At 65.3% G+C, this 12,161-nt stretch carries 13 protein-coding genes and 1 pseudogene; 5 read left to right on the top strand and 9 right to left on the bottom strand.

The genetic code is table 11. The annotated features are described in order from the left end of the window. Positions 1-44 precede the first annotated feature (44 nt). From ACVIJ6_RS07525 to coxB, 8 genes are all read right to left on the bottom strand, one after another. The gene (locus ACVIJ6_RS07525; protein ID WP_456772173.1) at positions 45-803 is read right to left on the bottom strand and encodes an SURF1 family protein; all 759 of its coding nucleotides are present in this window, start codon (positions 801-803) and stop codon (positions 45-47) included. A gap of 325 nt (positions 804-1,128) precedes the next feature. Then, entirely contained in the window at positions 1,129-1,518 is a 390-nt protein-coding gene (locus tag ACVIJ6_RS07530; RefSeq protein ID WP_456772174.1) for a DUF983 domain-containing protein, read from the bottom strand. 273 nt (positions 1,519-1,791) lie between these two features. Next, positions 1,792-2,649 carry a cytochrome c oxidase subunit 3 gene (locus tag ACVIJ6_RS07535; RefSeq protein ID WP_456772175.1) on the bottom strand — a complete coding sequence of 286 codons (858 nt, stop codon included), beginning with the start codon at positions 2,647-2,649 and terminating at the stop codon, positions 1,792-1,794. Between the two features lie 87 nt (positions 2,650-2,736). Further along, positions 2,737-3,387 (bottom strand): cytochrome c oxidase assembly protein, encoded by a 651-nt coding sequence (locus ACVIJ6_RS07540; protein WP_456772176.1) that lies wholly within the window; start codon positions 3,385-3,387, stop codon positions 2,737-2,739. Between the two features lie 26 nt (positions 3,388-3,413). Further along, a complete protein-coding gene (locus tag ACVIJ6_RS07545) occupies positions 3,414-3,590 on the bottom strand; it encodes a hypothetical protein (protein ID WP_012041144.1) in 177 nt (58 codons plus the stop codon). 20 nt (positions 3,591-3,610) lie between these two features. Further along, positions 3,611-4,549, bottom strand: a complete 939-nt coding sequence (locus tag ACVIJ6_RS07550) for a heme o synthase (protein ID WP_456772177.1) — start codon at positions 4,547-4,549, stop codon at positions 3,611-3,613. A 128-nt stretch (positions 4,550-4,677) separates the two neighbouring features. Further along, positions 4,678-6,291 (bottom strand): cytochrome c oxidase subunit I, encoded by a 1,614-nt coding sequence (gene ctaD / locus ACVIJ6_RS07555; RefSeq protein ID WP_456772178.1) that lies wholly within the window; start codon positions 6,289-6,291, stop codon positions 4,678-4,680. 67 nt (positions 6,292-6,358) lie between these two features. Continuing rightward, the gene (gene coxB, locus ACVIJ6_RS07560) at positions 6,359-7,198 is read right to left on the bottom strand and encodes a cytochrome c oxidase subunit II (RefSeq protein WP_456772179.1); all 840 of its coding nucleotides are present in this window, start codon (positions 7,196-7,198) and stop codon (positions 6,359-6,361) included. Between the two features lie 471 nt (positions 7,199-7,669). Here coxB and ACVIJ6_RS07565 point away from each other — a divergent pair, with 471 nt between their 5' ends. Continuing rightward, positions 7,670-8,281 carry an invasion associated locus B family protein gene (locus tag ACVIJ6_RS07565; RefSeq protein ID WP_456772180.1) on the top strand — a complete coding sequence of 204 codons (612 nt, stop codon included), beginning with the start codon at positions 7,670-7,672 and terminating at the stop codon, positions 8,279-8,281. 105 nt (positions 8,282-8,386) lie between these two features. On the opposite strand, the gene ACVIJ6_RS07570 is transcribed toward ACVIJ6_RS07565, so the two are convergent. Further along, complete coding sequence (locus ACVIJ6_RS07570; protein ID WP_456776923.1) at positions 8,387-8,887, bottom strand: N-acetyltransferase family protein; 501 nt, start codon at positions 8,885-8,887, stop codon at positions 8,387-8,389. 84 nt (positions 8,888-8,971) lie between these two features. Here ACVIJ6_RS07570 and tldD point away from each other — a divergent pair, with 84 nt between their 5' ends. The 4 genes and pseudogenes from tldD (at position 8,972) to ACVIJ6_RS07590 (ending at position 12,085) form a co-directional block, all read left to right on the top strand. Then, positions 8,972-10,399: a metalloprotease TldD gene (tldD, locus tag ACVIJ6_RS07575; protein ID WP_456772181.1), complete on the top strand. Its 1,428-nt coding sequence runs from the start codon at positions 8,972-8,974 to the stop codon at positions 10,397-10,399. Positions 10,400-10,410: 11 nt separating this feature from the next. Beyond that, positions 10,411-11,190, top strand: coding sequence for a signal peptidase I (gene lepB, locus ACVIJ6_RS07580; protein ID WP_456776924.1), 780 nt, complete (start codon positions 10,411-10,413; stop codon positions 11,188-11,190). A 12-nt stretch (positions 11,191-11,202) separates the two neighbouring features. Further along, a pseudogene (locus ACVIJ6_RS07585) lies at positions 11,203-11,438 on the top strand (hypothetical protein). Between the two features lie 77 nt (positions 11,439-11,515). Then, positions 11,516-12,085 (top strand): nucleotidyltransferase family protein, encoded by a 570-nt coding sequence (locus ACVIJ6_RS07590; protein ID WP_456772182.1) that lies wholly within the window; start codon positions 11,516-11,518, stop codon positions 12,083-12,085. Positions 12,086-12,161: the final 76 nt, after the last annotated feature.

A 12,161-nucleotide genomic window follows, 5' to 3' on the forward strand; every position in this document is an offset into this window, starting at 1 on the left:
GGTTCGAGCGCACTCTAAGTCAAGGCCCGTTTCGGACGACGACATCACCGGTTCGCGATGCGCCGCCCCCTCGCCCACACGGCGAAGGCTGCGATCAGCGCCGCGGCGAGCGAGAACCAGGTCAAAGCATATTGCATGTGCTCGTCGCGCAGATGCGGCGACAGCGGGCCGGGCTTGGGGAGGCCGTTGTCGGGCACCGGCGTTTCGAGATCGACGTAGAACGGCGCGACCTCGCCCCAGCCCAGCGTCTTGGCCATGGCGAGGTGGTCGCGGGTGAACCAGAGGCGCTTGTCGCGACTTTCGGCGGTGGTCAGCCAGCCGGCAGCTTCGGGAAAGCGCAGATAGCCGGTCAGCGTGACCGGCTCGCCGGTGACGAGCTTTGCGACCTGGCGGTCCTGAATGCTGCGCTCCTGCATCGTGTTGGCAACGAAGCCGGCATCGATCACGACCATCTCGCCGGAGGGCAGACGGGCCGGGAGAAACGCCCAGGTGCCGGGACCGGAGACGTCCTCGCGCACGGCCGAGCCGGCGCTGTAGACCATGGCGTCAGGGAGTTTGGCGTAGGTCGCTGTGAAGCTGACGCGGCGGAATTCGTCGCGCTCCGGCGTCAAGCTGCGCCAGTCGCTTTGTGGCGACAGCGGCGCGGGCGCCGCAATGACGCGGTCGGTGAGCGCGGCGATCAGCGCATGCTTGGCGGCGCGGCGCTGCAACTGCCAGATGCCGAGGCCGATGAACAGCGCGACCATCACGAGGGTGAAGGCGGCAAAGGCGCGGAGCGAGGTGGTGGAGCGGGTGGAGGTCATGAGGTGAGTCCGACGCTGCGCGCCTGCTTGAAGCCAAATGCGTCGACGCGCGTGAGGGAGCCCCCTGACTTTGCCAAGCAGACGGCGCGCCCCCCTCCCCCTTGCGGGGAGGGGTTGGGGGTGGCCCCACAAAGACTGCCGCTGGGGCTCCCCTCCCCAGCCCTCCCCCACAAGGGGGGAGGGAGCGCAGCGTGTTGGCAGCGATGGCTTCGATCCCATTCAAGCGTGGTCCGTGGCCTGGCCGGCGTCGCAAGAAACGGACCGCCACGGCGAGACCCGAGCAGCGCTTCAAAACCGGGGCGAGCGTCCGCGGATGTCCGACACCTCATCGCGGCGTCTTGTCCACCAGCCGGCCGGGGGCGGCCTTGTGGTGGAACTGCAGCGCGATCAGCAGCGACTTCATGGCGCGCAGCGGCAGCAGGGTGGTGACCAGGATCAGCGGGCCCCACAGCGCGGCATGGACCCAGAACGGCGGCTGATACTTCACCTCGACCACCAGGGCGGCGCCGACCACGATCGCGCCGGCGAGCATCATGATGAAGATCGCGGGGCCGTCGCCGGTGTCGATGAAGGCGTAATCGAGATCGCAGGCCTCGCAACGCTTGCGCAGAGTGAGGAAGCCGTCGAACAGCTTGCCCTGGCCGCAGCGCGGACAGCGGCAGGCGAGCCCGCGCAGAATGGTCTGGGTCAGGGTGACGGGCGGATGGGTGATCATGATGTCTTGCCCCTGGTCTCGATCTGGGCTGCCGGACGCGACGCCCCCTCGTGATACAACCGAAGGCGGCGGTCTCGGATCACATTTGGATCAATGAGCGCGCCGCGCTGGATCATGATGCGTTTCCACGGACATACATCATGAATTTATCTCTGTGCTCCGGCGTGATCCCTCGGAAACCGGTTGTCCCGTTCCCGGAGCACGCTCGAAACGAAAAAGGGCGACCCATCGGCCGCCCTTTCCTTGGCATGGTGACCGAACTTCTTGCCGGCCTCAATGCGCGCCGTGCGCCATGGTCTCGGCGCCGTGGCCCCAGACATAGATGCATACGAACAGGAACAGCCAGACCACGTCGACGAAGTGCCAGTACCAGGCAGCGAACTCGAAGCCGAGATGCTGCTTGGGCGTGAAGTGGCCAGCATAGGCACGGATCAGACAGACCAGCAGGAAGATGGTGCCGACCAGGACGTGGAAGCCATGGAAGCCGGTCGCCATGAAGAAGGTGGCGCCGTAGATGTGGCCGGCGAACGAGAACGTCGCATGGCTGTACTCATAGGCCTGCACGCAGGTGAAGGTCGCGCCGAGCAGCACGGTCAGGATCAGGCCGTATTTCAGGCCCTTGCGGTCGCCCTCAAGCAGCGCATGGTGGGCCCAGGTCACGGTCGTGCCCGAGGTCAGCAGGATCAGCGTGTTGAGCAGCGGCAGGTGCCAGGGATCGAAGGTCTCGATGCCCTTGGGCGGCCAGACGCCACCGAAAAGAGCATCGCGGGTTGCCTGCACCTCATAGCCCGGATACAGCGCCGAGTTGAAATAGGCCCAGAACCAGGCCACGAAGAACATCACCTCCGAGGCGATGAACAGGATCATGCCGTAGCGGTGATGCAGCTGCACGACGCGGGTGTGGTCGCCTTTGTACTGGGCTTCCTTGATGACATCGCCCCACCAGCTCGCCATCGTGTACAGCACGCCGATGGTGCCGATGCCGAATACGATCGGCGCGCCGGAGAACATCTTGTGCATCCAGGCGATCGCGCCGAAGGCCATGATGAAGGCCGAGACCGAGCCGACGAACGGCCAAGGGCTCGGATCGACGAGGTGGTAGTCGTGGTGCTTGGCGTGCGCCTCAGCCATGTCAAGTCTCTCCCCAGATCGGTGCCGGTCGCCCCAGCACATATTCGTTTACAAGCACAGGTCCCCGGATCGTGGACATCCGCGCGGTCAAAGGTTGCCCCGCGGTTTGTCCGGCTCGCCCGCAGCGACCGGCTTGGGCGCCTCTCGGACGGGATAGAACGTGTAGGATAGCGTGATCGTTTTCAACGAGTCGTTCTCGTGGTCGGCGGTGATCGCCGGATCGACATAGAACACGACCGGCATCTCGCGGGTCTCGCCCGGCGCCATGGTCTGCTCGGTGAAGCAGAAGCAGTTGATCTTCTGGAAATAGACGCCCGAGGTCAGCGGCGTCACATTGTAGGCGGCCTGCGCCATCGTGGTGCGCGCCGACTGGTTGGTGACCGTGTAGTAGACCGTGACCACCTCGCCGATCGCGACCTCGATTTCGGTCTTCTCCGGCTCGAACTTCCAGGGCAGACCGCCGGCGACATTGGCGTCGAAGCGGACGGCGATGCGGCGCGCCAGCGGCGCCGATGTCGGGGCCGCGGTTGCGACCTGGGTGGTGCCGTTGAAACCGGTGGCACGGCAGAACCAATTGTAGAACGGCACCGCCGCATAGGACGCGCCGACCATGAGCACCACGACGGCGCCGCAGATGCCGCCGACAACAGCGTCACGGCCAACGCCGCGGCGCGAGGCCGGCGCCGCGGCCTGTTCGGCCGGTGCGCTCGTCGGGGAGGTCTGATCGGTCTGCGCCATTGCGTCGTCCTGCATCACACCAGCATCTACATCGGCCGCTTCAGCACAGCGGGGCCCTTCACCATCGTCACCGCGAAGAACAGCACGACGAGCACGCCGAGCGCGAGGGCAATCGCGATCGAACGCCGCCGGCGGCTGCGCAGCTGCGCCTCGGTGAGGACGATGCCCTCTGGCTCATTCGGATCGGCCATCGCGGTCGCCATGCTTTCCAGTCTCGCGCCCCTTACCAGATCAACGGCGCGATCATGCGCGCGACCGCCTCGAGCCCGAGCGTCGCGAACAGCGCGAACAGATACAGGATCGAGAAAGCGAACAGCTTACGGTTGGCACGCAGAGATTGGCTGCGCTCGCGCTTGCGGAACACCTCGATCGCAAACCACAGCATGCCGGCGCCGAGCACCAGCGAGACGATGCCGTAGACGGCGTCGAAATAGCCGAGCGGCCAGGGCGCCGCGGCGATCGCCACCAGGAGGATCGTGTAGAGCAGGATCTGCAGCCGGGTCGCATCAGGACCGGCGACGACGGGGAGCATCGGCACGCCGGCGCGGGCATAGTCGTCGCTGCGGAACAACGCCAGCGCCCAGAAATGCGGCGGGGTCCAGAAGAAGATGATCAGGAACAGCAGCAGCGGCTCCGGCGCGATCGAACCTGTCGCCGCGACCCAGGCCACCACCGGCGGCAAGGCGCCGGCGGCGCCGCCGATGACGATGTTCTGCGCCGTCCAGCGCTTCAGCCACAGCGTGTAGACGACGACATAGAAGAAGATCGTGAACGCCAGCAGCGCGCCGGCGAACCAGTTGACCAGGATGCCGAGCGTCAGCACCGAGAAGAACGACAGGGTGATGCCGAAGGCCAGCGCCTCCTGGCGGGTGACGCGGCCGCGCGGGATCGGGCGGTTGGCGGTCCGCGACATCAGCGAATCGATATCGCCTTCCAGCGCCATGTTGAGCGCGCCGGAGGCGCCGGCGCCGACCGCGATGCACAGCAGCGAGGTGATCGCGAGCACCGGGTGGAAATGGCCGGGAGCGATCAGCAGGCCGATCAGCGCCGTGAAGATCACGAGCGACATCACCCGCGGCTTCAGCAGCGCGAGATAATCGCCGACATCGGCTTCGGAGATCCGCGGACCGACGGCAATGGCGTTCTGATCAATGACCGACACAGCGATTCCAGACTTCAATTCAAAGCATGTCTGAAGCGTTTTGCTTCACGGCAGCGGCGCGCTGCAATGCGCGCCGATCGATAGATCGACGCGGCCCCTTACACGGCGCCGCGTCGCGGGAGTCGGGATCACTGCACCTTCGGCAGCACCTCGAACTGGTGGAACGGCGGCGGTGACGACAGCGTCCATTCCAGGGTGGTCGCACCCGGTCCCCACGGGTTGGCGGCGGCCTGCTGCTTGCGCATGAAGGCGTCGACGACACCGTAGATGAAGATCAGCACGCCGACCGCCGAGATGTAGGAGCCGATCGACGACACCAGGTTCCAGCCGGCGAAGGCATCGGGATAGTCGACGTAGCGGCGCGGCATGCCGGACAGGCCGAGGAAGTGCTGCGGGAAGAACACCAGGTTCACGCCGATGAAGGTGACCCAGAAGTGCAGCTTGGCGATGCCCTCATTGTACATGTAGCCGAACATCTTCGGGAACCAGTAGTACCAGCCGGCGAAGATCGCGAACACGGCGCCGAGCGACAGCACGTAGTGGAAGTGCGCGACGACGTAATAGGTATCCTGCAGCACGCGGTCGACGCCGGCATTCGCCAGCACGACGCCGGTGACGCCGCCGACCGTGAACAGGAAGATGAAGCCCACGGCCCACAGCATCGGCGCGCGGAACTCGATCGAGCCGCCCCACATCGTGGCGATCCAGGAGAAGATCTTCACGCCGGTTGGCACCGCGATCACCATGGTGGCGGCGACGAAATAGGCCTGCGTCGCCGACGACATGCCGACCGTGTACATGTGGTGCGCCCAGACCACAAAGCCGATACCGCCGATCGCGACCATGGCGTAGGCCATGCCGAGATAGCCGAACACGGGCTTGCGCGAGAAGGTCGACACGATCTGGCTGATCATGCCGAAGCCGGGCAGGATCAGGATGTACACCTCGGGGTGACCGAAGAACCAGAACAGATGCTGGAACAGCACCGGGTCGCCGCCGCCTTCGGGAGCGAAGAAGGTGGTGCCGAAATTGCGGTCCGTCAGCATCATGGTGATGGCGCCGGCGAGCACGGGCAGCGACAGCAGCAGCAGGAACACCGTCACCAGCACCGACCACACGAACAGCGGCATCTTGTGCAGGGTCATTCCCGGCGCGCGCATGTTGAAGATGGTGGTGATGAAGTTGATCGACCCCAGGATCGACGAGGCACCGGCGAGATGCAGCGACAGGATCGCGAAGTCGACCGCGGGTCCCGGATGGCCTGACGTCGACAATGGCACATACATCGTCCAGCCGGCGCCGACACCGTTGGCCCCCGGCTCGCCCTCGACGAAGGTCGACAGCAGCAGCAGCGCGAACGAGGCCGGCAGCAGCCAGAACGAGATGTTGTTCATGCGCGGGAACGCCATGTCTGGCGCGCCGATCATCAGCGGCACCATCCAGTTGCCGAAGCCGCCGATCATCGCCGGCATGACCATGAAGAAGATCATGATCAGACCGTGCGAGGTCACGAACACGTTGTAGGTGTGGCTCTCATGGAAGAGCTGCACGCCCGGATACATCAGCTCGATGCGGATCGCGACCGACATCACGCCGCCGATCAGGCCGGCGAACACGGCGAAGATCAGGTACATCGTGCCGATGTCTTTGTGGTTGGTCGAATACAGCCAGCGCCGCCATCCGGTCGGATGGTCGTGCGCGTGATCGTCATGGCTGCTATGGGTCGCTACGTTCGTCGCCATTGTCCAATCCTCAGTGTCCCCGGTGGACCGCCAGAGGCGGCCCTCAATTTCGCGTTTCGTCCCCGTGTTACTGCGACACGCCGGCGGCGGACGCGTAGGTGCTGGTCGGCGCGCTGGCGAATTTCTTCTTGGCGTCCTCGACCCAGGCGGTGAACTCCTGGTCGCTCACGACACGCACCGCGATCGGCATGAAGGCGTGATCCTTGCCGCACAGTTCGGAGCACTGGCCGTAATACATGCCGACCTTGGTCGCCTTGAACCAGGTCTCATTGAGACGGCCGGGAATGGCGTCGATCTTGACGCCGAAGGACGGGATCGCCCAGGAGTGGATCACGTCGGCGCCGGTGGTCTGGACCCGGATCACCTTGTTGACCGGCACGACCATCTCATTGTCGACCGCGAGCAGGCGGGGCTTCTTGTCCTGCGCCATCAGCGAGTCGAACTCGAACTTGCCATTGTCCGGATAGGCGTAGCTCCAATACCACTGCTTGCCGGTGGCCTTGACGGTGATGTCCGCCTTCGGCACGTCGAGCTCGAGGAACAGCAGCCGGAACGACGGCACCGCGATGGTGACCAGGATCAGCACCGGGATCAGCGTCCAGGCCACTTCCAGCAAGGTGTTGTGGGTGGTGCGCGACGGCACCGGATTGGCGCGCGCGTTGAACTTCACCACCACGGCAACGAGCAGCGCCAGCACGAACAACGTGATCAGAGTGATGATCGTCAGCAGCAGGCCATGAAACCAGGTGATGTTCTCCATCACCGGCGTGGCAGCTTCCTGCAGCTTGTACTCCCACGGCGCCGGCTGCCCCGTCTCCGCGAACGCCGACCCACCCCCGACGAGCATCACGCCCGCCATGGCCAAGCCCAGCAAACGGGCACTCAATTGGCCTTTCGACACCTTCATGTCGTCGCGCTCCCTTCAGAACTTTCCCCCTCAGCGCACGCGCTGTTGAAGCGGTACGCTGTTGTGATCCGCGCTCCTGACAAATGGCCTTCGGGCGGATGCATAGAGAAGCACCTGGGCCAGTTCACTGGAATGACGAAATCTTTCTTCTCAAACCATAATTCTTGATCTATCGCAATGCAGTCTTGAGCCGGATTTCGCCGGGGGCAGGATCTGCAGCAAAGCGCGGATTTTCCGAGAAATTGCGACGTTGCGCGATTTCGCCGACAACGAGCGCTTGACAGGCAAGCTGCGCGATGTAGGCAACGCGCAGCGGCCGTCTGCGAGGCTGATTCGGTAAGGCGCGGCGGCGCGACCGGGTGCGGCCATATTTCGTCGCGGTTCGTGCCGTAGGCTTCCGACGCTGTCCTCAAGACGCCATCATTGCCGTATCTTGGCGTTAGACGCGCAGATCACCCACAGGAAATTGGCATGGCACCGACCCGGACCAGGGTTTCAACGGACAGGACAGCTGACATGTCCACCCCAGCTGCGAATGACTCGCGCCGTTTGAGCACTGTTTGGGCCCGACTCACCGCTGGCATGGCTGCCGCTGGCGCGGGGCTGACCTTGGCGATGAGCCTGACCCTCGCCACATCCGGCGCGGCGCAGGCACAGGGCGCGGTGCGCTCGGTGCATGGCGATTGGCAGATCCGCTGCGACACGCCGCCGGGCGCGCAGAGCGAGCAATGCGCGCTGATTCAGAGCGTCGTCGCCGAGGACCGCTCCAATGCCGGCCTCACCGTGATCATGCTCAAGACCGCCGACCAGAAGAGCCGCTTGATGCGCGTGGTGGCGCCGCTCGGCGTGCTGCTGCCGTCCGGCCTCGGCCTCAAGCTCGACAACCAGGATGTCGGCCGCGCCGGTTTCGTGCGCTGCCTGCCGAATGGCTGTGTCGCCGAGGTGGTGCTGGACGACAAGTTGCTCGGCCAGCTCAAGACGGCGAAGACCGCGACCTTCATCATCTTCGAGACGCCGGAGGAAGGCATCGGCTTCCCGCTGAGCCTCAACGGGCTTGCCGACGGCTTCGACAAGCTGCCCTGACACCAAGCGGGCCTGACACCCGCAAGCGCTGTCGCCGAACGCCTGACACATTGCCGTGAACGACGGCAATCGTCTGCGGCCGCTGTGTCGATCAGCACCGACCGATCAGCGCACCGTGTCGAGCGCCAGCGCCATCACCAGCAGCGTCTTGTCGAACCCGTCGTCGCGGATCTCGCGCGGCTGCACCGCCTTGAGAACGAATCCGGCCTTTTGATACAGCCGGATCGCGTCCGTATTGCTGCGGTAGACGTTCAGCTCGACGCGCGAGAACCCGACCCGCCGCGCCGCCTCCAGCGTCGCCGCCATCAGCCGGGTTCCGTTGCCCTGGCGCCGGAACTGCGGCAAAAGGCCCATGCCGAGCACGCCGACACGGGCATCGATTGGCCCTGATTTCGGCGTCACATCGCACCAGCCGACCACATCTCCTGCCGACAACGCCACGAATTGCGGATATCCCTCCTGGATATTGTTCAGGATGAATGCCCGTGTGGAGTCGAGCGGTGGCGCCTGCACAAAGGACAGGTAGCGCCGTTCACGCGCGACAAAGTCCAGCGTGCGGTGAAAGCTATCGATGTAAGCGGCCGTGATTGGAACGATCTCAACCATGTCAATTCGGTAATCATCCAGCCCCTCGCGCCCCGACGTCAAAACAACTATCTTGGAATGACCGCTCCGACAACGGATTGACCCATGACGAATCCCGCCACCACCTCCCTGCTCGATCGCGCCAGTCTGGATCGTGACGCGGTCCGCAGCGAGATTGCGCGCGGCCTGGCCGGCGCCGACGACGGCGAGCTGTTTCTCGAATACAGCCAGACCGAGGCGCTGACCTTCGACAATGGCCGCCTGAAGCAGGCGACCTATGACACCAGCCAGGGCTTCGGCCTGCGCGCCGTCAAGGATGATGCGGTCGGCTATGCGCACTCCTCCGACGTCTCGCTGCCGGCGCTGATGCGCGCGGCGGACGCGGTGAGCGCGGTCAGGGGCGGCTATTCCGGCAACTTCGCCAGCCCGCCGCCGCACACGAATGTGCGGCTCTATGGCGATGACAATCCGCTGGACGCGCCGGGCTTCGAGAGCAAGATCAAGCTGCTCGGCGAGATCGACGCCTATCTGCGCGACAAGGATCCGCGCGTGCGCCAGGTGACCGTGAGCCTCGGTGCGACCTGGCAGGTGGTCGAGATCATCAGGCCCGACGGCGAGAGCTATCGCGACATCCGCCCGCTGGTGCGCGTCAACGTCTCGGTCGTCGCCGGCCAGGGCGACCGCCAGGAGAGCGGCAGCAAGGGCTATGGCGGCCGTGAGGCCTATGCGCGCTTCATCGAGACCAAAGCGTGGCGCGAAGCCGCTGACGGCGCGCTGCGCGAGGCGCTGGTCAATCTCGAATCCGTGCCTGCGCCGGCCGGCGAGATGGACGTCGTGCTCGGCGCCGGCTGGCCCGGTGTGATGCTGCACGAAGCCGTCGGCCACGGCCTCGAAGGCGACTTCAACCGCAAGAAGACGTCGGCTTTCGCCGGCCTGATGGGCAAGCCGGTCGCCGCCAAGGGCGTCACGGTGGTCGATGACGGCACCATGTCGTCGCGCCGCGGCTCGCTGTCGATCGACGACGAGGGCACGCCGACCAGCCGCACCGTGCTGATCGAGGACGGCATCCTGGTCGGCTACATGCAGGACCGCCAGAATGCCCGGCTGATGAACATGGCGCCGACCGGCAACGGCCGCCGTCAGGGCTATGCGCATGTGCCGATGCCGCGCATGACCAACACCTACATGCTAGCCGGCGACCGCGATCCGGCCGAGATCATCGCCTCCGTCAAGAACGGCATCTACGCCGTCAATTTCGGTGGCGGCCAGGTCGACATCACCTCGGGCAAATACGTCTTCCAGTGCACCGAGGCGTACAAGATCGAGAACGGCAAGGTCGGCGCGCCGGTGAAGGGCGCGATGCTGATCGGCAATGGCCCGACCGACCTCAACCGCATCAGCATGATCGGCAACGATCTGTCGCTCGACACCGGCATCGGCACCTGCGGCAAGAACGGCCAGGGCGTGCCGGTCGGCGTCGGTCAGCCGACGCTGCGGATGGATCGCATCACGGTTGGAGGCACGGGCCGATGAGCCTCGACAAGATGTCGGCCGAGAAGACCGTGACCAAGGCCGCGCGCAAGGACACCACCACCTGGGGCGGCCAGTTAGCGCAGCTCGCCGCTGTGGTCCTGGTCGTGTTCGTCGCCAAGGGCGCGATCGCCGAGCCGTTCTACGTGCCCTCGGGCTCGATGGAGCCGACGCTGCTGATCGGCGACGCGCTGCTCGCGTCGAAATTCCCCTATGGCTACGGCACCTCGTCGCTGCCGATGCAGATCACCTTGCCCGAGACCGGGCGGCTGTTCGGCGAGACGCCGAAGCGCGGCGACGTCGTCGTGTTCCGCTGGCCGGGCGACACCTCGCAGGCCTGGGTCAAGCGCGTCGTCGGCCTGCCCGGCGACCGCATCCAGATGCGCCAGGGCCAGCTCTACATCAATGGCGAGGCCGCCGCGCTGAAGCCGGACGGCATCGGCGACGCCGAGGACGACACCGGCCGCAACGAGCCCGCCTACCGCTATGTCGAGACGCTGCCGAACGGCGTGTCGCATCTGATCTTCAAGATGCGCGACAATGGCAGGCTCGACAATACGCAGGAGGTGACGGTGCCGCCCGGCAAGCTGTTCGTGCTCGGCGACAACAGGGACAATTCCGCCGACAGCCGCGTCTCGTTGCGCGATGGCGGCGTCGGCCTGCTGCCGATCGACAATCTGGTCGGCCGCGCCGACGCGGTGGTCGGCTCCTGGGATCTCGGCTTCAAGAACCAGCCGGTATGGGCCTGGCTGTCGGGCTTCCGGCTGGATCGCTTCTTCACCGCGGTCCGCTGAGCGCGCCGCACTGTGACCTTCGACGATGTCAGGGCGCTCGCGCTGGCATGGCCGGAGGTCGAGGACGGCACGTCCTATGGCACGCCGGCGCGATGCTGGGCGAGCGCCGGCCGAAGCAGTTCTACTTCACCGACCACGACCGCGACTATCCGATCGTGCTGCTGCGCCTCTCCAAGGCAAAGCGCGGCGACGTCGAGCCGCTGCTGCGCCGGCAGTGGCGGACGCTGGCGTCGTTCGACCCCGGCTGAGGCGCTGTCCCCACATTCGTTGCGCAGCGCGGCCAGCGTCAACATGATCCGAAGGCCCTTGCGTGCTATAGAGGCGCATGACCGAGCATGACTTCGTCACGTCAGCGCTGCGCAACCCGATCAACAGCGCGATCATGGACGTGCTGCGCGCGACGGCGTTGCCGGATGCCTGGATCGTCGCCGGTTGTCTGACACAGACCGTATGGAACGTACGCACCGGACGCGCCGTCGCCCACGGCATCAACGACCACGACATTTTCTATTTCGATCCGGACACGTCGTGGGATGCCGAGGATGCCGTGATCAAACAGATCGCGTCCGCTCTCGACAGCATCGATGCCAAGGTCGAGGTGCGCAACCAAGCCCGTGTCCATCTGTGGTATCCGGCCAAGCACGGCCGCCCGTACCCGCCGCTGACACGCTCCACCGACGGCATCGACCGTTTCCTCACCGTGAACACACAGGTCGGCCTCCGGCCCGTTGCCGGCGGATACGAACTCTATGCGCCAAAAGGTCTCGACGATATCGCGCAGATGATCGTGCGGCCAAATCGGACAGCCAACTTCTCTGCCGCGAACTACACGGCCAAGGCTGAACGCTGGAAGGCACTCTGGCCGGAGATCACGGTGATGCCCGCCGAGGAATGACCGACACTTGGCCATCAGAGCCATCGCTCTCTCCGCACGTCATTCCGGGGCGTGACGCGCAGCGGCACGAGCCCGG

Source organism: Bradyrhizobium sp. USDA 4369, assembly GCF_054056435.1.

Coding starts and splice junctions, on each gene's coding strand:
- ACVIJ6_RS07525 (WP_456772173.1), bottom strand. CDS start 803: ATGACCTCCACCCGCTCCACCACCTCGCTCCGCGCCTTTGCCGCCTTC.
- ACVIJ6_RS07530 (WP_456772174.1), bottom strand. CDS start 1,518: ATGATCACCCATCCGCCCGTCACCCTGACCCAGACCATTCTGCGCGGG.
- ACVIJ6_RS07535 (WP_456772175.1), bottom strand. CDS start 2,649: ATGGCTGAGGCGCACGCCAAGCACCACGACTACCACCTCGTCGATCCG.
- ACVIJ6_RS07540 (WP_456772176.1), bottom strand. CDS start 3,387: ATGGCGCAGACCGATCAGACCTCCCCGACGAGCGCACCGGCCGAACAG.
- ACVIJ6_RS07545 (WP_012041144.1), bottom strand. CDS start 3,590: ATGGCGACCGCGATGGCCGATCCGAATGAGCCAGAGGGCATCGTCCTC.
- ctaD (WP_456772178.1), bottom strand. CDS start 6,291: ATGGCGACGAACGTAGCGACCCATAGCAGCCATGACGATCACGCGCAC.
- coxB (WP_456772179.1), bottom strand. CDS start 7,198: ATGAAGGTGTCGAAAGGCCAATTGAGTGCCCGTTTGCTGGGCTTGGCC.
- ACVIJ6_RS07565 (WP_456772180.1), top strand. CDS start 7,670: ATGGCACCGACCCGGACCAGGGTTTCAACGGACAGGACAGCTGACATG.
- ACVIJ6_RS07570 (WP_456776923.1), bottom strand. CDS start 8,887: ATGGTTGAGATCGTTCCAATCACGGCCGCTTACATCGATAGCTTTCAC.
- tldD (WP_456772181.1), top strand. CDS start 8,972: ATGACGAATCCCGCCACCACCTCCCTGCTCGATCGCGCCAGTCTGGAT.
- lepB (WP_456776924.1), top strand. CDS start 10,411: ATGTCGGCCGAGAAGACCGTGACCAAGGCCGCGCGCAAGGACACCACC.
- ACVIJ6_RS07590 (WP_456772182.1), top strand. CDS start 11,516: ATGACCGAGCATGACTTCGTCACGTCAGCGCTGCGCAACCCGATCAAC.